Here is a 23,310-nt window from a genome sequence, read left to right as displayed (position 1 = left end):
TGTACTTCACCTGTCCGTACTGGAACGTATAAACCGCACAGCGCGGGTCGTCGCCGGGGGGGGGGGGGGCCGGGGGGGGCCCCGCCCCCCGGGGGGCGGGGGGGCGCCCCGGGGCGGCGCGGCGGACGCGAGGGGGCGCGGGCGGGGCGACGGGCGCGCGGGCGGGGCGACGGGCGCGCGGGCGCCGCGGGGACCGTGCGGCCGCGGGGATCGCGGGGATCGTGCGGCCGCGGGGATCGCGGGGCGCGTCGCGGTCAGGCTGTGATGGACGCCAGGGCGTTCGCGCGGCGTCGGCTCGCGTACCAGACCAGGCCGGCGGTCGCCGCCGCCGCACCCACGGCCGCGGCCGCGACCAGCGCGGGCCGTGAGGACATCGACAGCCCCGGCACGCGCTGCTTGAGCCGGACCGGCCGGTTGAAGACCAGGACCGGCCAGTCGCGCGACAGCGCCTCGCGGCGCAGCGCCCGGTCGGGGTTGACCGCGTGCGGGTGGCCGACCGACTCCAGCATCGGGACGTCCGTGATCGAGTCGCTGTACGCGTAGCAGCGCGCCAGGTCGTAGCCCTCGGACTCGGCGAGCTGGCGCACCGCCTCGGCCTTGGTGGGGCCGTAGGCGTAGTACTCGATCTCGCCGGTGAAGCAGCCGTCGTCGCCCACGACCATGCGCGTCGCGACCACCCGGTCGGCGCCGAGCATCTCGCCGATCGGCTCGACCACCTCTGCGCCGGAGGTCGAGACGATCACGACGTCGCGGCCGGCGGTGTGGTGCTCCTCGATGAGGGAGGCGGCCTCGTCGTAGATGATCGGGTCGATGAGGTCGTGCAGCGTCTCCGCGACGATCTCCCGTACCTGCTGGACGTTCCAGCCCTTGCAGAGGGCGGAGAGATACTCGCGCATCCGCTCCATCTGGTCGTGGTCTGCGCCGCCCGCGAGGAACACGAACTGGGAGTACGCGGTCCGCAGTACGGCGCGGCGGTTGATCAGGCCGCCCTGGTAGAAGGACTTGCTGAAGGTCAGCGTGCTCGACTTCGCAATGACCGTCTTGTCCAGGTCGAAGAAGGCGGCTGTGCGGGGCAAGGAGTGGTTTTCCACGAGCGCAGCATATGCGCCCACCATTCGGCGTAAGGTGTGGCGCGTGGGTTTGCCTGAGAAGGCTCTCGGGTACACCATGGAAGTCACGGATCGTTCGCGACCGTGCTAACCCGGTCCGACTCCTCCCCCCCCGAGTCGGCCGTGGGGACGACCCCCGCTCTCCCCCCCGGCGGGGGTCGTCGCATGTCCGGACGCATTTTCGTCCGTTCCCTCGATCCGGTGTGATCGCCTCCCGCCCCCTCCGGCGGCTCGTGGCCGCCTGCTGTGCGGCCCTCCACCCCTCTGGACTCGTCACGCTGCGTAGTGGTTCCGGTGCGCTCTGGAACAAAATCGAATGGGTGACGAAGTTATTCACAGGTGGGGAGTTGTTCACAGTTTTTGAGCAAGATCCACATCTTTTTCCGGATCGCTGCACGGTGATTCCGGCCGCGAAGTCCGTGGCTGTGGGATTTGCGGTGAGAAGGGGGCGGAGATCGTGGCTGGATCGAAGTCGCGGGAGGCGCGGGAGCGGCTGGAGGGACCGGTGCCGGGCGAGGTCCGGGCCGGCGGGCCGCTGATCGTCACGGAGGACCCGGACCTGCTCGACGACCTGCTGCGGCTGTGCGCCGCCGCAGGGGCGGAGCCACGGGTGCAGCACTCGGTGCCGGAGCAAACGCGCGACGCGGCGGCCGGCGGCTCGCCGCCCCGATCGGGAGCCGGGCCCGGCTGGGAATCGGCCCCGCTGGTACTGGTGGGCGAGGACGCGGTGGGGCGCGTGCGCGGCGCGCCGCGCCGGGGCGGGGTGCTGCTCGTGGGGCGGCACCGGACCGAGGATCCGGAGGTCTGGCGGGCGGGCGTCGAGATCGGCGCCGAGCAGGTGCTGCGGCTGCCCGACCGGGAGGCCTGGCTGGCCGACCGGATCGCGGACGTCGCCGAGGGCACGGGACGCCAGGCCCTGGCCGTCGGGGTGATCGGCGGCTGCGGCGGTGCCGGGGCGTCCACGCTGGCCTGCGCCCTCGCCGTCGGCGCCGCCCGGGCCGGTGAGCGGACCATGCTGGTCGACGCCGACCCGCTGGGCGGCGGGCTCGACGTGCTGCTGGCCGGTGAGCACGCCGAGGGGCTGCGCTGGCCGGACTTCGCCGCCTCGCGCGGCCGGGTCGGCGCCGGGGCGCTGGAGGAGTCGCTGCCGCGCCTGCACGGGCTGCGGCTGCTCAGCTGGGACCGCGGTGACCAGGTGGTGGTGCCGCCCGCCGCGGTGCGGTCCGTGCTGGCCGCCGCGCGGCGCCGGGGCGGGGTGGTCGTGGTGGACCTGCCGCGCCGGCTCGACGACGGGGTGGCGGAGGTGCTCGCGCAACTGGACCTGGTGCTGCTCGTGGTGCCGGGTGAGCTGAGGGCCGTGGCGGCGGCCGGCCGGGTGGCCGGCGCCGTCGGTGCGGTGGCCCGCGACCTGCGGCTCGTGGTGCGCGGGCCGTTCGCGCCGGGGCTGGATGCGGAGGCGGTGGCCCGGCTGCTGGCGCTGCCGTCGGCCGGCGAGGTGCCGCGGGAGGCGGGGCTCGGGCCCGCTGCCGGGGAACCGCCGGGGGTGCGGGCGCGGGGGCCGTTGGGGCGGTTCTGTTCCGGGTTCTGGGAGCGGGCGCTGGCCGGGGGAGGTGCCGGATGAGCGCCGGGCTGCTGGACGCGGTGCGGCAGCGGCTCGCGGAGAGCGGGGCCGAGCCGACGCCGGCCCGGGTGGCCGCCGCGCTGCGGGCCCAGGGGAGGCTGCTCGGGGACGCCGAGGTGCTGGGGGCGGCGCGGGAGCTGCGCTCGGAGCTGGTGGGTGCCGGGCCGCTGGAGCCCCTGCTGGCCGATCCCGAGGTGACGGACGTGCTGGTGGCCGCGCCCGACCGGGTGTGGGTGGACCGGGGCGGCGGGCTCGAACTGGCGCCGGTGGCCTTCAAGGACGCCGATGCGGTGCGCAGGCTGGCGCAGCGGCTGGCGTCCGTGGCGGGGCGCCGGCTGGACGATGCCCGGCCGTGGGTCGACGCGAGGCTGCCGGACGGGACGCGGGTGCACGCGGTGCTGCCTCCGGTGGCGGTCGGGTCCGCCTGCCTCTCGCTGCGGGTGGTGCGTCACCGGGCCTTCACGCTGGAGGAGTTGGTGGCCGCGGGCACGGTGCCGCCCGGTGGTCAGCGGATCCTGCGGGCGCTGGTCGAGGCCCGGCTGTCCTTCCTGGTCTCCGGCGGCACGGGCAGCGGGAAGACCACGCTGCTGAGTTCGCTGCTGGGTCTCGTGGGGCCCGGGGAGCGGATCGTGCTGGCCGAGGACTCGGCCGAGCTGAGGCCCGACCACCCCCATGTGGTGCGGCTGGAGACGCGTCCGGCCAACCAGGAGGGTGCGGGGCTGGTGACGCTGGCCGATCTGGTGCGGCAGGCGCTGCGGATGCGGCCCGACCGGCTGGTGGTCGGCGAGGTGCGGGGCGCAGAGGTGGCGGATCTGCTGGCCGCGCTGAACACCGGGCACGAGGGCGGGTGCGGGACGGTCCATGCCAACGCCGCCGCGCACGTGCCGGCCCGGCTGGAGGCGCTCGGTACCGCCGCGGGTCTTGACCGGGCCGCGTTGCACAGCCAGTTGGCGGCAGCCCTGTCCGTGGTGGTGCATCTGGTGCGGGACCGTGCGGGGCGGCGGAGGGTGGCCGAGCTGCACGTGCTGGAGCGGGACGGGGCCGGGCTGGTGGTGACGGTGCCCGCGTTGCGCTGGGGAGCGCGGGGGTTCGTGCGCGAGAGCGGCTGGGAGCGGCTGCGGGTGATGCTCGGGGGTGTGCGGTGAGGGTGTTCGGTGCGGTCGTGTGTGCCGGGGGCGCGGTCTGGGCGCTCGCGGTGCGGGACGAGGCGGAGTTCAGGGCGCGGGCGCTGTTCGCGGGCCCGGCGGTGCGGCGGGTGGCGTCCTGGCGGTGCGGGGCCGCCCTGGCCGGCGCGTGGGTGCGGGGCCGGCGGGAGTGGGGGTGCCTGGCGGCCGGGCTGCTCGTGTCGCTGGCCGGCGGTTCGCTGCTGCCCCTGGCCGGTGGCGCGTTGGCGGTGCCCCTGGTGCAGCGGTGGCTGCGGGCGCGGGAGGCGGCGCGGCGGCGGGCGGAGCGGGAGGCCCGGGTGCTGGCCGTGTGTGCCGCCGTGGCCGGGGAGTTGCGGGCCGGCGCGCAGGCCGGGCAGGCGGTGACCGCGGTGCTGCGGGGCGAGGGGGATGCGCTCGTCGCCGGGGAGGCCGGGGTGCTGGCCGCGGCGGTGTTCGGCGGGGACGTGCCGGGGGCCTTGCGGGTGGCGGCGCGGGAACCGGGGGCCGAGGGGCTGGCGGGGATGGCCGCCTGCTGGCGGGTGTCCGTGGACGGGGGTGCGGGCCTTGCGGCCGGACTGGACAGGCTTGAGCGGGCGTTGCGGGCCGAGCGGGAGCAGCGTGAGGGGCTGCGGGCCCAGTTGGCGGGTGCGCGGTCGACCGCGGTCGTGCTCGCGCTGCTGCCGGTGGCCGGTCTGCTGATGGGGACCGCCCTGGGGGCCGCTCCGCTGCGGGTGCTGCTGCACACGGGTCTGGGACTGGGCTGTCTGGTGACCGGGCTGGTGCTGGAGGGGCTGGGGCTCTGCTGGGCCTGGCGGATCGTGCGGGCGGGGGAGCGGTCGTGACCGGGGATTTCGTCCACAGGCTGGGGACAGTGGTGGCCGTGGTGGCCGCCGGGGCGTGGCTGGCGTGCCTGGTCCGGGCGGCGGTGCTGGAGCGGGGCGCCCGGCGGCGGCTCGTCGGGGTGCTGGGTGTTCTCGGGGCGGATGGGGTTCCCGGGGGTGGTCCGGCGGGGGCTGTGCGGGGTGCGGGGGCGGCCCGGGGTGCGGCCGGGGCGGCCGGGGAGGCCGTGCGGCATGGCGGGTGGGCCGCGCGGTGGCGCAGGTGGTCGCGCAGGGTGGACCGGGTGGGGGGCGGGCGGGGGGAGGACGGGCGGCAGCTGCCGTTCGCCGCCGATCTGCTGGCCGCCTGTCTGGCCGCCGGCGCGGGCCCGCGGGAGGCCGCCGAAGTGGTGGGCGACTCCCTGGGCGGGCCGGTGGGGGAGCGGCTGGCCCGGGCCGGTGCGGAGCTGCGGCTCGGCGGCGAACCGGGCGGGGCGTGGGGGCGGCTGGCCGCGATACCGGGGGCCCGGCCGCTGGCCGACTGCCTGGAGCGGGCCGCCAGGACGGGGGCTCCGGCGGCCGAGCCGGTCTCCCGGCTGGCCGCGGGGATGCGGGCCGAGCGGGCCCGGGCCGCCACGGCCCGTGCGCAGCGCGCCGCGGTCCTCATCACCGCTCCGGTGGGGCTGTGCTTCCTGCCCGCGTTCCTCGCGGTCGGGGTGGCGCCCGTGGTCATCGGTCTGGCGGCCGGGCTGCTCGGCGGGCGCTGAGTGGAGATCAGAGCGACATGGACACGTGTGAGTTGAGAGGCGGGAACGGCATGAGGATCTGGCGACGGGTGCGGGAAGCGCTGCGCGGACACCGGCGCGATGCGGGCATGACGACGAGTGAGTACGCGATGGGCACGATCGCCGCGTGTGCCTTCGCGGCCGTGCTCTACAAGGTGGTCACGAGCGACGTGGTGTCGTCGGCGCTCGCGTCGACGATCGGGAAGGCACTCGGTGGCTCGGTCTGACCGCGGCCCACGCCGCCGGGCGGGGCCCGGCGGCGACCGCGGGTACGTCACCGCCGAGGCCGCCCTGGTGCTGCCGGCCCTGGTGCTGTTCGCCGTGGCGCTGGTGTGGGCCCTGATGGCGGCGGCCGCGCAGATCGGGTGCGTGGACGCCGCAGGGGCCGGGGCGCGGGCCGCCGCCCGTTCGGAACCGGTGGCGGAGGCCGTGGCCGCGGCCCGCGCGGTGGCCCCCGAGGGTGCGCGGGTGCGGGTGGAGCGGGACGGGGAGCTGTGGCGGGTGCGGGTCGAGGCGCCCGCCCCGGGGCCCGGGGCGCTGGGGGTGCGGCTGGGGGCCGGTGCGGTTGCGCTGGCCGAGGACGCGCTCGGGGAGGAGGTGCTGCCGTGAGCCGGGACCGGGGGTCGGCGACCGTCTGGGCCGTGCTGGTGGCCTCCGTGCTGTGTGCCGTGTTCGGGGGCGTCCTCACGCTGGGCCAGGTGGTGGTGGCCCGGCACCGGGCCGCCGCGGCCGCGGACCTGGCCGCCCTGGCGGCCGCCACGGTGTGGACCCGCGGGGAGCCGGAGGCGTGCGCGGTGGCGCTGCGGGTGGCCCGTGCCCAGGGTGCGGAGCTCTCCCGGTGCGCGGCCCCCGGCGAGGTGGCGGACGTGGCGGCCCGGGTGCGGGCCGGGCCGTTCGCCCCGGAGGCGGCCGCGCGGGCGGGTCCTGCCGAGGCACTGCCCGGGATGCCCGTCAGGGCGTCGGGGCCGCCTTGAGGAGCTCGGTGAGCAGGCGCACGGCGCCGCGCTTGTGGAGCGGGTCGTTGCCGTTGCCGCACTTGGGGGACTGGATGCACGAGGGGCAGCCGGCCTCGCACTCGCAGGACGCGATGGCCTCGCGGGTGGCGGTGAGCCAGGAGCGGGCCGTGTGGAAGGCGCGCTCGGCGAACCCTGCGCCGCCCGGGTGGCCGTCGTAGACGAAGACCGTCGGAAGGAGGGTGTCGGGATGCAGCGGCACGGAGACGCCGCCGATGTCCCAGCGGTCGCAGGTGGCGAAGAGCGGGAGGAGGCCGATGGAGGCGTGCTCGGCGGCGTGCAGGGCGCCGCCGAGGATCTCCGGGTTGATCCGGGCGGCGTCGAGCTGGTCCTCGGTGACCGTCCACCAGACGGCCCGGGTGCGCAGGGTGCGCGGCGGGAGGTCGAGCTTGGCCTCGCCGAGCACCTCGCCGGTGATCAGCTTGCGGCGCAGGTAGGAGACCACCTGGTTGGTGACCTCCACGGACCCGTAGCAGAGCCGGGCGTCCCCCCAGGGGACCTCGGTCTCGGTCTCCAGCACGGAGATCGAGGTGGTGTCGCGGGCGGTGGTGGAGAAGGGCGGGCTGGCCTCCTCGACCAGGGCCACGGAGTCCTCCAGGTCCAGCGTCTTCACCAGGTACGTACGGCCCTGGTGGAGGTGGACCGCCCCGTCGTGGACGGCGGTGTGGGCGGCGGACTCGTCCACGGTGCCCAGCAGCCGCCCGGTGGCGGCCTCCACGATCTGCACGGGGCGCCCGCCCCCGCCGCGGATGTCGGTGAGGTCCGAGGCCCGCTCACGGCGGGTCCAGTGCCAGGCGGTGGCGCGGCGGCGGAGCAGCTTCGCGGCCTCCAGCTGCGGCATCAGGTCGGCCGTGGCGGGGCCGAAGAGCGTCAGGTCGTCCTCCGTCAGCGGCAGCTCCGCGGCGGCGGCGCACAGGTGCGGGGCCAGCACGTAGGGGTTGTCCGGGTCGAGGACCGTGGCCTCGACGGGCCGCTTGAACAGCGCGTCGGGGTGGTGGACGAGATACGTGTCCAGCGGGTCGTCGCGGGCGACCAGCACGGCCAGCGCGCCCTGGCCGGACCGGCCGGCACGGCCCGCCTGCTGCCACAGCGAGGCCCGGGTCCCGGGGTAGCCGGCGATCAGTACCGCGTCCAGGCCGGACACGTCGACGCCGAGTTCCAGGGCCGTGGTGGCGGCCAGGCCCAGCAGCTCACCGGAGTGCAGGGCCCGCTCCAGGGCACGGCGCTCCTCGGGCAGGTAGCCGCCCCGGTAGGCCGCGACGCGCCCGGGCAGGGACCGGTCCACCTCGGCCAGCCGCTCCTGGGCTATCAGGGCGATCAGCTCCGCGCCGCGCCGGGAGCGGATGAAGGCCACCGTGCGGACCCCCTGCACGGCGAGGTCGGTCAGCAGGTCGGCGGTCTCCGCGGTGGCCGTACGGCGTACGGGAGCGCCCTTCTCGCCCCTCATCTCGGTCAGCGGGGGCTCCCAGAGGGCGAAGACCACTTCGCCGCGGGGCGAGGCGTCGTCCGTGACCTCGGTGACCGGCAGGCCGGTGAGGCGGCTCGCCGCGACCGAGGGGTCACTGGCGGTGGCCGAGGCGAGCAGGAAGACGGGGTCCGCCCCGTACCGGGCGCACAGGCGGCGCAGCCGTCGCAGCACCTGGGCGACGTGCGAGCCGAACACGCCGCGGTAGGTGTGGCACTCGTCGATCACCACGTAGCGCAGGGAGCGCAGGAAGGAGGACCAGCGGGGGTGGGCCGGCAGGATCCCGCGGTGCAGCATGTCGGGGTTGGTCAGCACGTAGTTGGCGTACTGGCGCACCCATTCGCGCTCCTCGACGGGCGTGTCGCCGTCGTAGACGGCCGCGCGGACTGCGTTGCCGAGGGGGGCCGCCAGTTCCCGTACGGCGCGCCGCTGGTCGGCGGCGAGGGCCTTGGTGGGCGCCAGGTACAGGGCGGTCGCGCCGCGGCCGTTCGGGGCGGCGGCGCCGTCCGCGAGGGCGGACAGCACGGGGGCGAGGTAGGCCAGGGACTTGCCCGAGGCGGTGCCGGTGGCGACGACCACCGACTCGCCGTCCAGGGCGCGCTCGGCGGCTTCCGCCTGGTGGGCCCAGGGGTGTTCGATCCCGGCCGCCTGGACGGCCGCGACGACATCAGTTCGAATGCGGTCGGGCCAGACGGCATGACGGCCCTCGCGCGGGGGCAGATGCTCCGTATGGGTGATGCGCGCAGCACGGCCCGGCCCCCTTGAGAGCCGGTCCAGAACCGTTCCGGGGGCAGGTCGTGTGTCCGCGGCCGCCGTGTGGTGCCCGGGACGATGATTGCTGGCCATTGGAGTCGAGTGTGTCACTGGCGTGCGGGACAATAGGTCCGAAGGCGTCGTGCACGCCCGCCGGTAAGTGATTGAATGCCATCGCGGCTGCCAATCCGTCCCCTACCTTCGGGGGGGATGCCCCTGGGGGGCGCCGCTCGATAGCAAGGTGCTGGAGGATCCGTGGACCTGTCCCTGTCGACTCACACTGTCGGCGACCGCACGGTCGTCGAGGTCGGTGGCGAGATTGATGTGTATACCGCGCCCAAGCTGCGCGAGCAGTTGGTCGAGTTGGTGAACGACGGCAGCTACCACCTGGTTGTCGACATGGAGCGGGTGGACTTCCTCGACTCCACCGGCCTCGGTGTGCTCGTGGGCGGCCTGAAGCGCGTCCGCGCGCACGAGGGCTCCCTGCGCCTGGTCTGCAACCAGGAGCGCATCCTCAAGATCTTCCGCATCACCGGTCTGACCAAGGTGTTCCCGATCCACACCACGGTGGAAGACGCGGTCAACGCCACCGACTGACGCGTCGCCCGGATCAAGGAGCGGGGGCACCGGGCCGGCCGGCCCGGGCCCCTGTACAGCACGCCCTAACGTCCGAGGGGGACCGCATGGCCACCGTTGAACTCCGTTTCAGCGCCCAGCCCGAGCACGTCCGCACGGCCCGGCTGGTCGCGGCCGCCGTGGCACGTCGTGCCGGTCTGGAAGAGGCCCTGCTCGACGAGGTCAGGCTCGCCGTGGGCGAGGCCTGTTCCCGTGCTGTCGGGCTGCACCGCAGCCACGAGCTCTCCGCGCCCGTCAGGGTGCTGCTGACCGAAGAGGAGAAGGTCTTCTCCATCGAGGTCGCCGACGAGGTCCCCGGCCCCTCGGGGGGCGGGGACTCCGCGTCCGCGCAGGCGGGCGGAGCCGCCGAGCCGGAGGCGGACGGCGAGGACGAGATGGGCCTCGCCGTGATCAGCGGACTGGTCGACGACGTCGAGGTCACCAGCGGGGAATCGGGCGGCGTGATCCGCATGAGCTGGCCGACCACGGCCGCTCCCGAACTCCACTGAGATCTTTCCGGTCGTACCTTACGATCTTTTTCAAGGCCCTGCTGAGCAGGGCCTTTTTCATTTACCTAGATCATTGATCAGGCGTCAATGCTTTTGCCCCATTACCCCTTTCGGGGGTAATGGCGTGACGCGATCATTTGCTGAGGAGCAAGAGCAGGCCAATTCCGTTTCCCGCGTACTGTTTTGATCAGGTGTAGCTCCCTACAATCCGTCCACATCTTTTGAGCTCTTCACGTCAAGGAGGACGAATGACGGGGCTCTTCACCCCTCTCGAGCCAGCCCACACCGCCGGGCTCGCGGCGGCGGTACTCACGGATGACAACCGGCTCATCGTGTTCGTCATCGCGGCCGTGGCCCTGGCCGCGCTCGTCGTGGCCCAGCTCCTGGTCCGCCAGGTGCTCGCCGCCGACGAGGGCACCGACAGCATGAAGAAGATCGCGGCAGCGGTTCAGGAAGGCGCCAACGCCTATCTGGGACGCCAGCTCCGCACCCTCGGCGTATTCGCCGTCGTGGTGTTCTTCCTGCTCTTCCTGCTCCCCGCCGACAACTGGTCGCAGCGCGCCGGGCGTTCCGCCTTCTTCCTGGTCGGCGCGATCTTCTCCGCGATCACCGGATACATCGGCATGCGCCTCGCCGTCCGCGCGAATGTCCGCGTCGCCGCGGCCGCCCGCGAGGCAACTCCCGCCGAGGGAGAACCTGAAAAGGACCTGACCTCCGTCGCGCACAAGGCGATGAAGATCGCATTTCGTACCGGCGGCGTGGTCGGCATGTTCACCGTCGGCCTCGGACTGCTCGGCGCCTCCTGCGTCGTGCTCGTCTACGCCGCCGACGCGCCGAAGGTCCTGGAGGGCTTCGGCCTCGGCGCCGCGCTGATCGCGATGTTCATGCGGGTCGGCGGAGGCATCTTCACCAAGGCCGCCGACGTCGGCGCCGACCTGGTCGGCAAGGTCGAGCAGGGCATTCCGGAGGACGATCCGCGCAATGCCGCGACCATCGCCGACAACGTGGGCGACAACGTCGGCGACTGCGCCGGCATGGCGGCCGACCTCTTCGAGTCGTACGCCGTCACGCTCGTCGCCGCGCTGATCCTCGGCACGGCCGCCTTCGGCGACGCGGGACTCGCCTTCCCGCTCATCGTCCCCGCGATCGGCGTGATCACGGCCATGATCGGCATCTTCGCCGTGGCCCCGCGCCGCACCGACCGCAGTGGCATGACCGCCATCAACCGCGGCTTCTTCATCTCCGCCGTGATCTCCCTGGTGCTGGTCGCCGCGGCGGCCTTCGCCTACCTGCCGTCCTCCTACGCGGACCTCAAGGGCGTCACGGACAGCGCGATCGTCGCCCACGACGGCGACCCGCGGATCCTCGCGCTCGTCGCCGTGGCCATCGGCATCGTGCTCGCCGCGGTCATCCAGCAGCTCACCGGCTACTTCACCGAGACCAGCCGCCGCCCCGTCCGGGACATCGGCAAGTCCTCGCTGACCGGCCCCGCCACCGTCGTCCTGGCCGGCATCTCCGTCGGCCTGGAGTCCGCCGTCTACACCGCGCTCCTCATCGGCCTCGGCGTGTACGGCGCGTTCCTGCTCGGCGGCACCTCGGTCATGCTGGCGCTGTTCGCCGTCGCCCTCGCTGGCACCGGCCTGCTCACCACCGTCGGCGTCATCGTCGCCATGGACACCTTCGGCCCGGTCTCCGACAACGCCCAGGGCATCGCCGAGATGTCCGGCGACGTCCAGGGCGCCGGCGCCCAGGTGCTCACCGACCTCGACGCGGTCGGCAACACCACCAAGGCCATCACCAAGGGCATTGCCATCGCCACCGCGGTCCTCGCCGCGGCCGCCCTCTTCGGCTCGTACCGCGACGCGATCGCCACGGCCGTCAAGGACGTCGGCGCCAAGGCCGGCGAGCTGGGCCTGAACATGGACATCACCCAGCCCAACAACCTGGTGGGTCTGGTCCTCGGCGCCTCCGTGGTCTTCCTCTTCTCGGGGCTGGCCATCAACGCCGTCTCCCGTTCCGCGGGCGCGGTGGTCTACGAGGTGCGCCGCCAGTTCCGGGAGCACCCCGGGATCATGGACTACACCGAGAAGCCCGAGTACGGCCGCGTCGTCGACATCTGCACGAAGGACGCACTCCGCGAGCTGGCCACCCCCGGCCTGCTCGCCGTGATGGCGCCCATCGCCGTCGGCTTCACGTTCGGCGTCGGCGCCCTCGGCTCGTACCTGGCCGGCGCCATCGGCTGCGGCACGCTGATGGCCGTCTTCCTCGCCAACTCCGGCGGCGCGTGGGACAACGCCAAGAAGCTGGTCGAGGACGGCCACCACGGCGGCAAGGGCAGCGAGGCCCACGCCGCCACCGTCATCGGCGACACCGTCGGCGACCCCTTCAAGGACACCGCGGGACCCGCGATCAACCCGCTGCTCAAGGTCATGAACCTGGTGGCGCTCCTGATCGCCCCGGCCGTCGTGCAGTTCAGCTACGGCGAGGACGCCAGCCCCGCCGTGCGGACGGTCGTCGCGGTGGTCTCGCTGATCGTCATCGTCGGCGCGGTGTACATCTCCAAGCGCCGCGGCATCGCCGTCGGCGACGACAGCGGTGGCACCGCAGAACGCGTCGCGCAGCAGCCCGACGCGGCGGTCGCCTCCTCCTGACCGGAGACCCCGGCCCAACTGCGGGCGGACGGTGCGTGGTGACGCGCCGTCCGCCCGCTTCGTGTGAGCCGGTACGGTGCGGGGTGTATGTTCCGGGGCCGAGAGCCTTGGAAGGGACCAATCCGGTGAACAAGAAGCTTGCGGCCGCCCTGTCCGGCGGTGCGGTGCTGGTACTCGCACTGTCCGGCTGCGGTGACGACAGCGAGAAGAAGGTCAACGACTGGGCGAAGAAGGTCTGCGACCAGGTCGAGCCCCAGGTCCAGAAGATCCAGGCCGCGAACGCCGCGATCCAGAAGGAGACCACGGACCAGAGCAAGGCCGACGTCGTCCAGAAGACCGACTCGGCCGCGTTCCAGTCCCTCTCCGACGCGTACAAGCAGATGGGCACCGCCGTCGCGGGCGCCGGCGTCCCGCCGGCCGAGGACGGCAAGAAGACGCAGGCCGACGCCGTTGCCGAGCTCAACGCGATCTCCAAGTCCTACGCCGACCTCAAGGTGAAGGTCGACGCGCTCGACCCGAAGGACCAGGCGAAGTTCGCCGACGGCCTCAAGAACATCGCCGACGAGCTCTCCAAGCTCAGCAACAGCGGCAACGAGGCCCTGACCAAGCTCCAGTCGGGCGAGCTGGGCAAGGCCATGAAGAACCAGGAGAGCTGCCAGCGCGCCGCGACCCCGGCGCCGGCCCAGGGCTGAGGCCCGGGGGGCGGCGACCCGGCGCCCGGACGTCGTACGGATTGACGGCGCGAGCGGACACAATGGGCGGGTGAGTACCCCCAGCCTGCCCTCCCCCGACCACGCCGCCGCCCTCCGCGAGGCCCTGATCTCCGCCGGGTTCACCGCGGACGGCCTGCTCGACCTGCTCGGCGCACCCGCCTACGCCGCGCTGGCCCGCAGCGAGACGGTGCCCGCCGCCCGCGCGACCCGCGGGGACGGACCGCTCGCCACCCTCGCACGGCTGTTCCTGCTCCAGGGCTCCGTCCCGGCGGACGCCGCCGCGGCCGCGCTGCCGCTGGCGGAGGCGCTGGCAGACGGCTGGGTCGAGCGGGACGGCGACGAGGTCCGCGCGCGGGTCGACGTACGCCCGTACGGCGGCCCGGACGGCGAGGACTGGTTCATCGTCTCGGACCTCGGCTGCGCCGTCGGCGGCGCCGGGGGCATCGGCAGCAAGGCGGAGGGCGTGGTCCTCGGCGTCGGGGGCGCCTCCACGACGCTGGCCGGGATCACCGTCCGGAACCCCGTCGGGACGGCCCTCGACCTCGGCACCGGATCCGGCATCCAGGCCCTGCACGCCTCGCAGCACGCCACCCGGGTCACCGCCACCGACGTCAACCCGCGGGCGCTGGAATTCACCCGGCTGACCCTTGCGCTCTCCGGGGCGCCCGAGGCCGAGCTGCTGGAGGGCTCGCTCTTCGAGCCCGTCGGCGGGGAGACGTACGACCTGATCGTGTCCAACCCGCCCTTCGTGATCTCCCCTGGGGCCCGGCTGACCTACCGGGACGGCGGGATGGGCGGCGACGACCTGTGCCGCACCCTCGTCCGGCAGGCGGGCGAGCACCTGAACGAGGGCGGGTACGCGCAGTTCCTGGCCAACTGGCAGCACGTCGAGGGCGAGGACTGGGCCGACCGGCTGCGCTCCTGGGTCCCGGCCGGCTGCGACGCCTGGATCGTGCAGCGCGAGGTGCAGGACGTCACCCAGTACGCCGAGCTGTGGCTGCGCGACGCGGGCGACCACCGCACCGACCCGGCCGAGTACGCCCGGCGGTACGAGGAGTGGCTGGGGGAGTTCGAGGCCCGCAAGACCAAGGCCGTCGGATTCGGCTGGATCACGCTGCGCAAGACGGCGGCCGAGCGCCCCTCCATCGTCGTCGAGGAGTGGCCGCACCCCGTCGAGCAGCCCTTGGGGGACACGGTCCGCGCCCACTTCGAGCGCCAGGACTACCTGCGCGCCCACGACGACGCGGCACTGCTCGAAGGCCATTTCCGGATGGCCGGAGAAGTGGTGCAGGAGCAGGTCGGCGCGCCGGGCGCCGAGGACCCCGAGCACGTGGTGCTGCGCCAGCACCGCGGCATGCGCCGCGCCACCCGCGTGGACACCGTCGGGGCGGGCTTCGCAGGGGTCTGCGACGGCTCGCTCAGCGCCGGGCGGATCCTCGACGCCATCGCCCAGCTGATGCAGGAGGACCCGGTCGTCCTGCGCGACCGGACGCCCGAGGCGATCCGGATGCTCGTGGAGCAGGGATTTCTGGAGCCCGCCTCCGGCACCGGGACGAACTGAGTTCACCCGGGGTTCGCCCGCCGTACCCCGGGCCCTGCCAGGCTCCCGCCCACGGGGGATGCCCGGGGGGCCCGAGGGGACGGGAGCACAGCATGGAGAGCGGTCCAGCGATCTTCGCCGGCGTGGTGTTCACGCTGTTCGGGGCCGGGATGCTGTTCTGGACGGGGGCGTGCGCCGTACGGCGCGAGCCGGTCGCGGAAGGTGTGCGCCCCGGTCTGGCCGTGCCCCTCGCGGCACTGGCCGGTGCGGCCTCCCTGGCCCTCGGGGTGTGGTGCTTCGCCAGGCTCTGAGGGCGGGTCCGACAGCGGACCGGGGTGACGGCACGGAGGTATCCGGGCGGCAGGAATGGCACTAGTCGGGTTACCGTTCGAGTGGCCGTTGCGGGCTTGTGCCGTTTGACACGGGGGCGGGTTGTACCGTCACACTCCGCAGCGTCGCCGTACTGCGACCGAGTGCCGACCGGAGAGAAGAGCCAAGTTGTCCCCGACTAGCGAGACCGCAAAGGGCGGCCGCCGACTCGTCATCGTCGAGTCTCCTGCGAAGGCGAAGACGATCAAGGGCTACCTGGGCCCTGGGTACGTCGTCGAGGCGAGCGTCGGGCACATCCGCGACCTCCCGAACGGCGCCGCCGAGGTGCCGGAGAAGTACACGGGTGAGGTCCGCCGCCTCGGTGTGGACGTCGAGCACGACTTCCAGCCGATCTACGTCGTCAACGCGGACAAGAAGGCGCAGGTCAGGAAGCTCAAGGAGCTGCTGGCCGAGTCCGACGAGCTCTTCCTCGCCACCGATGAGGACCGCGAGGGCGAGGCCATCGCCTGGCACCTCCAGGAAGTGCTCAAGCCCAAGGTCCCCGTCCACCGGATGGTCTTCCACGAGATCACCAAGGACGCGATCCGCGACGCCGTCGCCAACCCGCGCGAGCTGAACAAGCGCATGGTCGACGCCCAGGAGACCCGCCGCATCCTCGACCGCCTCTACGGCTACGAGGTCTCGCCGGTCCTGTGGAAGAAGGTCATGCCGCGGCTGTCGGCCGGCCGCGTCCAGTCCGTCGCCACCCGCCTCGTCGTCGAGCGCGAGCGCGAGCGCATCGCCTTCCGCTCCGCCGAGTACTGGGACCTCACCGGCACCTTCTCCACGGGCCGCGCCGGCGACCCCAGCGACCCGTCCTCCCTGGTCGCCCGCCTGAACACGGTCGACGGCCGGCGCGTGGCGCAGGGCCGCGACTTCGGCTCGAACGGGCAGCTCAAGAGCGACGTCCTGCACCTGGACGAGGCGAACGCCCGGGCCCTGGCGGCCGCGCTCGCCGAGACCTCGTTCGCCGTCCGCTCCGTCGAGTCGAAGCCGTACCGCCGGTCCCCGTACGCCCCCTTCCGTACGACGACCCTCCAGCAGGAGGCGTCGCGCAAGCTGGGCTTCGGAGCGAAGGCGACCATGCAGGTGGCCCAGAAGCTGTACGAGAACGGCTTCATCACCTACATGCGTACGGACTCCACGGTCCTCTCCGAGACGGCCGTCGCCGCCGCCCGCGCGCAGGTCACGCAGCTGTACGGCGCCGACTACCTGCCCGAGAAGCCGCGCGTCTACGCCGGCAAGGTCAAGAACGCCCAGGAGGCCCACGAGGCCATCCGGCCGTCGGGTGATCGTTTCCGCACCCCGGCCGAGACCGGCCTGACCGGCGACCAGTTCCGCCTCTACGAGCTGATCTGGAAGCGGACCGTCGCCTCCCAGATGAAGGACGCGGTCGGCAACAGCGTCACCGTCCGGATCGGCGGCCGTGCCGCGGACGGGCGCGACGCCGAGTTCACCGCCTCCGGCAAGACGATCACCTTCCACGGCTTCATGAAGGCGTACGTCGAGGGCGCGGACGACCCGAACGCCGAGCTGGACGACCGCGAGCGGCGCCTGCCGCAGGTCGCCGAGGGCGACGCGCTGACCGCCGAGCAGATCACCGCCGACGGCCACGCGACCAAGCCCCCGGCCCGCTACACCGAGGCCTCGCTGGTCAAGGAGCTCGAAGAGCGCGAGATCGGCCGCCCGTCGACGTACGCGTCGATCATCGGCACGATCCTGGACCGCGGCTACGTGTTCAAGAAGGGCACGGCGCTGGTGCCGTCCTTCCTGTCCTTCGCCGTGGTCAACCTGCTGGAGAAGCACTTCGGCCGGCTGGTCGACTACGACTTCACCGCCAAGATGGAGGACGACCTCGACCGCATCGCGCGCGGTGAGGCCCAGTCCGTCCCGTGGCTGAAGCGTTTCTACTTCGGCGAGGGCTCGGGCGAGGGCACCGCCGCGGGCAGCGCCGCCGAGGCCGGCAACGGCGACGGCGACCACCTCGGGGGCCTGAAGGAGCTGGTCACGGACCTGGGCGCGATCGACGCCCGGGAGATCTCCTCCTTCCCGGTCGGCGAGGGCATCGTGCTGCGGGTGGGCCGCTACGGCCCGTACATCGAGCGCGGCGAGAAGGACGCGGAGGGCCACCAGCGGGCCGACGTGCCGGACGACCTGGCGCCGGACGAGCTGACGGTCGAGTACGCCGAGCACCTCTTCTCCAAGCCGAGCGGCGAGTTCCCGCTGGGCAAGGACCCGGCCAGCGGGCACGAGATCGTCGCCAAGGACGGCCGGTACGGCCCGTACGTGACGGAGATCCTGCCCGAGGGCACGCCGAAGACGGGCAAGAACGCGGTCAAGCCGCGGACCGCCTCGCTCTTCAAGTCCATGTCCCTCGACACCGTCACGCTCGACGACGCGCTGAAGCTGATGTCGCTGCCGCGCGTGGTCGGCGCGGACGCGGAGGGCGTGGAGATCACGGCGCAGAACGGCCGCTACGGCCCGTACCTGAAGAAGGGCACGGACTCGCGGTCGCTGGAGACCGAGGACCAGCTCTTCACGATCACGCTGGACGAGGCGCTGGCGATCTACGCGCAGCCGAAGCAGCGGGGCCGGGCCGCGGCCAAGCCGCCGTTGAAGGAGCTGGGCGTCGACCCGGTCAGCGAGAAGCCGGTCGTGGTGAAGGACGGCCGCTTCGGCCCGTACGTGACGGACGGCGAGACGAACGCCACCCTGCGGCGGGACGACGACGTCGAGACGATCACGCCGGAGCGGGGCTACGAGCTGCTGGCGGAGAAGCGGGCGAAGGGGCCGGCCAAGAAGGCGGCGAAGAAGGCCCCCGCGAAGAAGGCGGCGGCCAAGAAGGCGCCGGCGAAGAAGACGACGGCGGCCGCCGCCAAGAAGACGGCCGCGAAGAAGACGACGACGGCGTCGGCGGCGAAGAAGACCGCCGCAGCGGCGAAGACCGCCGCGGCGAAGAAGGCGGCCGCGGCCCCTTCGGAGGACTGACCCGCACGGGCCGGACCGCGCACCGCGTCACCAGGGCCCCGGGGGGCGCCCCCCCCCCCGCCCCCCGGGCCCCCCCCCCCCCCGGGGGCCCCCCCCCCCGGGCGGCGGCGCCCCCCCCCGGCCCCCCCCCCCCCCGGGCGGGGGGGGGGGCCCCCGCGGCGACTACGGGGGCCGCGCCCCCTCCGGTGGACTCACCCGCAGGGGCCGGACCGCCCACCGCGACCCCCGGCCCCCGGCGGCCGCACACCCTGCGGCCGCCGGGGCCCTGACGCGTCCGGGTGCCGAACCCCGAGGGCCGTCGGCGCCCGGACGCGTCCGTCTCACGCCGGTGCCGGTGGGGGCTCCCGCTGCGGGGAGCGCGCGCCGGTGCGCGGGAGACGGGCCGGCAGGGTCCCGGAAGTGCGCGCGGGAAACGTACAGCCGAGCGCAGCGGATAGGCTGGGCGGATGACGCGAGCCGAGCAGCCAACGGTCGTGAACCCCACCTACGACGAAGCCCTAGCCGCAGACTCACGTGAGCGAGCCGTGCGCGCGCTGCTGCGTACACCGGCGCTGCGGCGGCTGTGGAGCGCCCAGCTCGTCAGCGGGACCGCCGACGCCCTCGCGGTGCTCGTGCTGGTGCTGCTCGCCTTCCAGGCCGCCGTCTCCGAGGACTCCTTCGGCGGCGGCTACCGCGGTGCGGCCCTCGCCGTCGCCGCCGTCTTCGGGGTACGGATCTTCGCCACGCTGCTCTGCGGCGCCGTCCTGCTCGGCCCGCTGGCCAAGCTCACTGCCGCCGGCGGCCACCTCGACCGCCGCTGGACGATGCTCGGTGCCGACGGGCTCCGCATCGCGCTGTTCGTCGTCGCGCCGCTGTGGCTGGCCTGGGTGCCGGCCCAGGCGCTGACGTTCCTGCTGGTCACCGTGTTCGTCTCCGGTGTCGCGGAGCGGTTGTGGACGCTCGCCAAGGAGAGCGCCGCCCCCGCCCTGCTGCCCGCCCCGCCGCCGGAGGGCGCGACGGTGCGCCCGCTGCCGGACCACCTCGACGCGCTGCGCCGGCTGTCCCTCCGTACGTCCTTCGTCGCCCTGCCCATCGCCGCGGCCGCGCTGGTCGTGGCCGGGCTGGTCGGGCGGGCGCTGGGCATCGGGATCGAGTGGTTCGCCGAGAACCCGGCCGCCCTCGGCTCGTACGTGGCCGCCGGGCTCTTCGCCGCCTCCGTCTCGCTGCTGCTCCCGCTGGTCCTGCCGGACACCAAGACCCCGCGCCCCCGCTCCCCGCTGGAGGGCCTGCGCCGCCCGGCCGCCGGGAACCGTCCCGAGAAGGGCCGCACCGGCGCCGTTCCGCTGCTCGTGCTGGCCTGCGCGGCCATCGCGGGGGCCGTGTCCTGCGCGGTCGCCCTGGCCGCGCTGCACGCCGACGACCTCGGCGGCGGTCCGGTGGCGTACGCGCTGCTCGTGCTGGCCCTCACCGGCGGCACCGTCGCCGGCATCCGGGCCAGCCAGGCCAACAAGGTGCTGCCGGGGCTGTCGCGCCGCCGCCTGCTGGCCCTCGCGATAGCGCTGACCGGGCTCGCGATGCTGGTGATGGGGCTGGTCCCGGACACGGCGACGGTGCTGTTCCTGGCGCTGGTCGCCGGTACGAGCGCGGGCGTGGCCGCCAACACCGGGCACATCCTGCTCGACCAGGAGACCGAGGAGTTCCGCCGCGCCCGCGTCACCGCCCACCTGCACGCGGTGGTCCGGGTGGCCGTGGCTCTCGGCGCGGTCGGCGCGCCCCTCTTCGCCGCCGCCATCGGCCCCCACCGGCTGGCCAGCGGCGCCTTCGTCTTCGCGCACGGCGGGGCGGCCTTCGGGCTGATGCTGGCCGGCGCTCTGCTGCTGCCGGTCGCGGTGATCGTGCTGGCGCGCGCGGACGACCGGTCCGGCGTACCGCTGCGGCGTGACATCAAGGAGGCCCTGGTCGGCGGCGAGCCGTCCCAGGCGCCGGCCACGACGGGCTTCTTCATCGCCCTGGAGGGCGGCGACGGCGCGGGCAAGTCCACGCAGGTCAACGCCCTCGCGGAGTGGATCCGCGGCAAGGGCCACGAGGTGGTCGTCACGCGCGAGCCCGGGGCGACCCCGATCGGCAAGCGGCTGCGGTCGATCCTGCTGGACGTGTCGTCCGCCGGTCTGTCGAACCGCGCCGAGGCCCTGCTGTACGCCGCCGACCGGGCGGAGCACGTGGACACGGTGGTGCGGCCCGCGCTGGAGCGCGGTGCCGTCGTCATCACCGACCGGTACATCGACTCCTCGGTGGCCTACCAGGGCGCCGGGCGCGACCTGTCGCCGACGGAGATCGCCCGCATCTCGCGCTGGGCGACGACCGGGCTCGTACCGAACCTGACCGTGCTGCTGGACGTGTCGCCCGAGACCGCGCGCGAGCGGTTCACCGAGGCGCCGGACCGGCTGGAGTCGGAGCCCGCGGAGTTCCACCAGCGGGTGCGCTCGGGCTTCCTGACGCTGGCCGCCGCGGATCCGGGCCGGTACCTGGTGGTGGACGCCGGTCAGGACCCGGAATCGGTGACCACGGTCGTACGGCACCGCCTGGACCGGATGCTGCCGTTGTCCGAGGCCGAAGTGCAGGCGCGGGAGGAGGCCCGCCGGGCCGCCGAGGAAGCCGCGCGCAAGGCCGCGGAGGAGGAAGCGGCCCGAAAGGCCGCCGAGGCGGAGGCCGCCCGCAAGGCTGCCGAGGAGGAAGCCGCGCGCAAGGCGGCGGAGGAAGAGGCTGCCCGCAAGGCCGCGGAGGAAGAGGCCGCGCGCCGGGCCGCCGAGGCGGAGGCCGCGCGGCAGGCGGAGGAGGCCCGGCTGCGGGCCGAGGCCGAAGCCGAGGCCGAGGCGGCGCGCAGGGCCGCGGTGGAGGAGCGGGCCCGGCGCGAGGCGGAGGAGAAGGCGCGCGCGGCCGAGGCGGAGCGCCTGCGGCTGGCTGCCGAGGAGGAGGCCCGGCTGCGGGCGGAGGCCGAGGAGCGGCGCCGCGAGAAGCAGCGGCGGGCCGAGGAAGCGCTGGTGAAGGCCGAGGAGGCGCGTCGGCTGGCAGAGGCGGCGGCCGCCGCGGCGGCGGCGAAGGCGGCTGCGGACGCGGCTGCGGCCGGTGCGGCTTCGGCTGCGTCCGGGGCTCCCGGCGGCGACGCCGGGCGGGCGGTTCCGAAGGTGGCGATGACCAAGGCGGAGGCACCGTCCCGGGTGGCTCCGGACGAGGCCGTGACCGTCGAGACGCCGGTCGTGGGTCCGGAGGAGGTCACCCAGACCGTCCCGGTGCCGAAGGTGCCGGCGGCGGAGGACGAGACGTCGGTGCTGCCCCCGGTCCGCGAGGACCGCGGCGTGGACGAGACGGCCGTGCTGCCGCCCGTACGCGACACCCGGGCGGAGGACGAGACCGCGCTGCTGCCTCCGGTACGCGCTGACCGCGCCGAGGACGAGACGTCGGTGCTGCCTCCGGTCCGGGAGGACCGCGGGGTGGACGAGACGGCCGTGCTGCCGCCCGTACGGGCCACGGACCCGGTGGACCGGGTGCCGCCCGGCATCTTCCGCGACGAGGCCCCGCGGGGCGGTGCTCCGACGGGCGCGAACGACCGGACGCGCGAGCTGCCGCAGCTCGACGCCGCCGGCCGCCCGCGCCGTCCGCGCCCGGACTGGGCGGAGGAGACCCCGCTGGACGACCTGCCGACCCTGGCCGACGAACTCCTGGGCTCCCGCCCGGACGACGACGAGGACGACACCCCGCGCCGGGGCCGCCGCCGCTGAGCCGCGGCCCCGTGCCGCCGGGGCCGCGGGCACCGGCCGGGACGGCCGGGCTCGCCCGCCGCCCCGGGGCAGGGGCTTCGGCCGGGCGGGAGTGTCGGTGGCAGGGGACACAATGGGGGCGGCATGAAAGGACGGGCGCATGGGCGTATGGGATGACCTCGTGGGTCAGGAGCGCGTCACGGCGCAGCTGGAGGCGGCCGCGCGGGACGCCGACGCCCTGGTGACCGCCGCCGGGAGCGGTGCCGCCGTACCCACCGCCTCCAAGATGACGCACGCCTGGCTCTTCACCGGCCCGCCCGGATCCGGCCGGGCCGCCACAGCCCGCGCCTTCGCCGCCGCCCTCCAGTGCACCAGCCCGGACCGCGCGCTGGGCGCCGCACCCGGCTGCGGGTTCTGCGACGGGTGCCACACCACCATGGTCGGCACGCACGCGGACGTCTCCACGGTCGTCGCGGTCGGCAGCCAGATCCTGGTCGACGACATGCGGGACACGGTCCGCAAGTCCTACACCTCCCCGGCCACCGGCCGCTGGCAGGTGATCCTCGTCGAGGACGCCGAGCGGCTGAACGAGAAGTCGGCCAACGCCGTCCTCAAGGCCGTGGAGGAGCCCGCGCCCCGCACGGTGTGGCTGCTGTGCTCGCCCTCCGTGGAGGACGTGCTGCCCACCATCCGCTCCCGCTGCCGCCACCTCAACCTCAGCACGCCCCGGGTCGACGCGGTGGCCGACATGCTCGTGCGGCGGGACGGCGTCGAGCCGCCGGTCGCCCTCGCCGCCGCCCGGGCCACCCAGGGCCACGTCGACCGCGCCCGCCGCCTCGCCACCGACGGGGCGGCCCGCGAGCGCCGGGCCACGGTCCTGAAGCTCCCGCTCCGGGTGGACGACGTGGGCGCCTGCCTCAAGGCCGCCCAGCAGCTGGTGGACGCCGCCGCCGAGGACGCCAAGCAGGTGGCCGAGGAAGTCGACACCAAGGAGACGGAGGAGCTGCGCGCCGCGATGGGTGCCGCCGCCGGGACGGGCGGCCGGATGCCGCGCGGCACGGCCGGCGTCATGAAGGACCTGGAGGAGAAGCAGAAGCGCCGCCGGACCCGCACCCAGCGCGACAGCCTCGACCTGGCCCTCACCGACCTGACCGGCTTCTACCGCGACGTCCTCGCCCTCCAGCTCGGCTCCGCCCTGCCGCTGGCCAACGAGGACGTCCGGCAGGACCTGGAACGCATCGCCCGGGCCTCCGGCCCTGAGCGGACGCTGCGCCGCATCGACGCGATCATCGCCTGCCGCGACGCCCTCGACCGGAACGTGGCGCCCCTGCTGGCGGTCGAGGCGATGACGATGGCCCTGCGCGCGGGCTGACCACGGGCCCGGCGCCCGACCGGCCCCCCGCCCCCGCCCCCGGCCCGGGGCCGCGGTGGTAGCCGCACCGGCCGGAGCCCGGCTGCCGAGTGGCCCGCATGACCGTG

The 23,310-nt window shown here is 74.5% G+C and carries 17 protein-coding genes and 1 pseudogene; 16 read left to right on the top strand and 2 right to left on the bottom strand.

The features are described from left to right. Positions 1 to 254: 254 nt before the first annotated feature. Positions 255 to 1,115 (bottom strand): HAD family hydrolase, encoded by an 861-nt coding sequence (locus tag ACIQUQ_RS09430; RefSeq protein ID WP_403973155.1) that lies wholly within the window; start codon positions 1,113 to 1,115, stop codon positions 255 to 257. A 487-nt stretch (positions 1,116 to 1,602) separates the two neighbouring features. Here ACIQUQ_RS09430 and ssd point away from each other — a divergent pair, with 487 nt between their 5' ends. The 7 genes from ssd to ACIQUQ_RS09395 all read left to right on the top strand — a co-directional run bounded on the left by ssd (position 1,603) and on the right by ACIQUQ_RS09395 (position 6,452). Continuing rightward, complete coding sequence (gene ssd, locus ACIQUQ_RS09425) at positions 1,603 to 2,730, top strand: septum site-determining protein Ssd (protein ID WP_403973824.1); 1,128 nt, start codon at positions 1,603 to 1,605, stop codon at positions 2,728 to 2,730. Next, the gene (locus ACIQUQ_RS09420; RefSeq protein ID WP_403973152.1) at positions 2,727 to 3,875 is read left to right on the top strand and encodes a TadA family conjugal transfer-associated ATPase; all 1,149 of its coding nucleotides are present in this window, start codon (positions 2,727 to 2,729) and stop codon (positions 3,873 to 3,875) included. The genes ssd and ACIQUQ_RS09420 overlap by 4 nt, the downstream gene beginning before the upstream one ends. 2 nt (positions 3,876 to 3,877) lie before the next feature. Next, complete coding sequence (locus tag ACIQUQ_RS09415; protein ID WP_403973821.1) at positions 3,878 to 4,717, top strand: type II secretion system F family protein; 840 nt, start codon at positions 3,878 to 3,880, stop codon at positions 4,715 to 4,717. Positions 4,718 to 4,998: 281 nt separating this feature from the next. Next, on the top strand, positions 4,999 to 5,460 hold the full coding sequence (locus ACIQUQ_RS09410; RefSeq protein ID WP_403973150.1) for a type II secretion system F family protein: 462 nt from the start codon (positions 4,999 to 5,001) through the stop codon (positions 5,458 to 5,460). 50 nt (positions 5,461 to 5,510) lie between these two features. Next, positions 5,511 to 5,705, top strand: a complete 195-nt coding sequence (locus ACIQUQ_RS09405) for a DUF4244 domain-containing protein (protein WP_403973148.1) — start codon at positions 5,511 to 5,513, stop codon at positions 5,703 to 5,705. Next, positions 5,692 to 6,087 (top strand): TadE family type IV pilus minor pilin, encoded by a 396-nt coding sequence (locus ACIQUQ_RS09400; RefSeq protein WP_403973146.1) that lies wholly within the window; start codon positions 5,692 to 5,694, stop codon positions 6,085 to 6,087. Before ACIQUQ_RS09405 ends, ACIQUQ_RS09400 begins: the two co-directional genes overlap by 14 nt. Then, a complete protein-coding gene (locus tag ACIQUQ_RS09395) occupies positions 6,084 to 6,452 on the top strand; it encodes an Rv3654c family TadE-like protein (RefSeq protein ID WP_403973143.1) in 369 nt (122 codons plus the stop codon). The genes ACIQUQ_RS09400 and ACIQUQ_RS09395 overlap by 4 nt, the downstream gene beginning before the upstream one ends. Here the strand turns inward: ACIQUQ_RS09395 and ACIQUQ_RS09390 are convergent. Next, positions 6,430 to 8,884: pseudogene (locus tag ACIQUQ_RS09390) on the bottom strand (DEAD/DEAH box helicase). The gene ACIQUQ_RS09395 and the pseudogene ACIQUQ_RS09390 overlap by 23 nt on opposite strands. An 80-nt stretch (positions 8,885 to 8,964) precedes the next feature. Between ACIQUQ_RS09390 and bldG the strand changes: the two are divergent. From bldG to ACIQUQ_RS09345, 9 genes are all read left to right on the top strand, one after another. Next, positions 8,965 to 9,306, top strand: coding sequence for an anti-sigma factor antagonist BldG (gene bldG, locus ACIQUQ_RS09385; protein ID WP_399946861.1), 342 nt, complete (start codon positions 8,965 to 8,967; stop codon positions 9,304 to 9,306). A gap of 86 nt (positions 9,307 to 9,392) precedes the next feature. Beyond that, positions 9,393 to 9,833, top strand: a complete 441-nt coding sequence (locus ACIQUQ_RS09380; RefSeq protein WP_403973140.1) for an ATP-binding protein — start codon at positions 9,393 to 9,395, stop codon at positions 9,831 to 9,833. Between the two features lie 248 nt (positions 9,834 to 10,081). Next, positions 10,082 to 12,484 carry a sodium-translocating pyrophosphatase gene (locus ACIQUQ_RS09375; RefSeq protein ID WP_403973137.1) on the top strand — a complete coding sequence of 801 codons (2,403 nt, stop codon included), beginning with the start codon at positions 10,082 to 10,084 and terminating at the stop codon, positions 12,482 to 12,484. A gap of 125 nt (positions 12,485 to 12,609) precedes the next feature. Beyond that, the gene (locus ACIQUQ_RS09370; protein ID WP_399946853.1) at positions 12,610 to 13,176 is read left to right on the top strand and encodes a small secreted protein; all 567 of its coding nucleotides are present in this window, start codon (positions 12,610 to 12,612) and stop codon (positions 13,174 to 13,176) included. A 70-nt stretch (positions 13,177 to 13,246) separates the two neighbouring features. Further along, positions 13,247 to 14,758 (top strand): methyltransferase, encoded by a 1,512-nt coding sequence (locus tag ACIQUQ_RS09365; protein WP_403973134.1) that lies wholly within the window; start codon positions 13,247 to 13,249, stop codon positions 14,756 to 14,758. 92 nt (positions 14,759 to 14,850) lie between these two features. Further along, complete coding sequence (locus ACIQUQ_RS09360; protein WP_403973132.1) at positions 14,851 to 15,048, top strand: hypothetical protein; 198 nt, start codon at positions 14,851 to 14,853, stop codon at positions 15,046 to 15,048. A gap of 187 nt (positions 15,049 to 15,235) precedes the next feature. Next, positions 15,236 to 18,094: a type I DNA topoisomerase gene (gene topA, locus ACIQUQ_RS09355; protein WP_403973129.1), complete on the top strand. Its 2,859-nt coding sequence runs from the start codon at positions 15,236 to 15,238 to the stop codon at positions 18,092 to 18,094. A 446-nt stretch (positions 18,095 to 18,540) separates the two neighbouring features. Then, positions 18,541 to 21,852 carry a dTMP kinase gene (gene tmk, locus ACIQUQ_RS09350; protein WP_403973127.1) on the top strand — a complete coding sequence of 1,104 codons (3,312 nt, stop codon included), beginning with the start codon at positions 18,541 to 18,543 and terminating at the stop codon, positions 21,850 to 21,852. Between the two features lie 139 nt (positions 21,853 to 21,991). Continuing rightward, a complete protein-coding gene (locus ACIQUQ_RS09345; RefSeq protein WP_403973124.1) occupies positions 21,992 to 23,203 on the top strand; it encodes a DNA polymerase III subunit delta' in 1,212 nt (403 codons plus the stop codon). The last annotated feature ends 107 nt before the right edge of the window (positions 23,204 to 23,310 follow it).

Source organism: Streptomyces sp. NPDC101118 (assembly GCF_044759445.1).
Classification (GTDB): domain Bacteria; phylum Actinomycetota; class Actinomycetes; order Streptomycetales; family Streptomycetaceae; genus Streptomyces.
Note: the sequence above shows the minus strand (reverse complement) of the source record. Positions and strands in the feature narration are given on the sequence as shown.

Coding starts and splice junctions, on each gene's coding strand:
- ACIQUQ_RS09430 (WP_403973155.1), bottom strand. CDS start 1,115: ATGGTGGGCGCATATGCTGCGCTCGTGGAAAACCACTCCTTGCCCCGC.
- ACIQUQ_RS09420 (WP_403973152.1), top strand. CDS start 2,727: ATGAGCGCCGGGCTGCTGGACGCGGTGCGGCAGCGGCTCGCGGAGAGC.
- ACIQUQ_RS09405 (WP_403973148.1), top strand. CDS start 5,511: ATGAGGATCTGGCGACGGGTGCGGGAAGCGCTGCGCGGACACCGGCGC.
- ACIQUQ_RS09380 (WP_403973140.1), top strand. CDS start 9,393: ATGGCCACCGTTGAACTCCGTTTCAGCGCCCAGCCCGAGCACGTCCGC.
- ACIQUQ_RS09375 (WP_403973137.1), top strand. CDS start 10,082: ATGACGGGGCTCTTCACCCCTCTCGAGCCAGCCCACACCGCCGGGCTC.
- ACIQUQ_RS09360 (WP_403973132.1), top strand. CDS start 14,851: ATGGAGAGCGGTCCAGCGATCTTCGCCGGCGTGGTGTTCACGCTGTTC.
- tmk (WP_403973127.1), top strand. CDS start 18,541: ATGACGCGAGCCGAGCAGCCAACGGTCGTGAACCCCACCTACGACGAA.
- ACIQUQ_RS09345 (WP_403973124.1), top strand. CDS start 21,992: ATGGGCGTATGGGATGACCTCGTGGGTCAGGAGCGCGTCACGGCGCAG.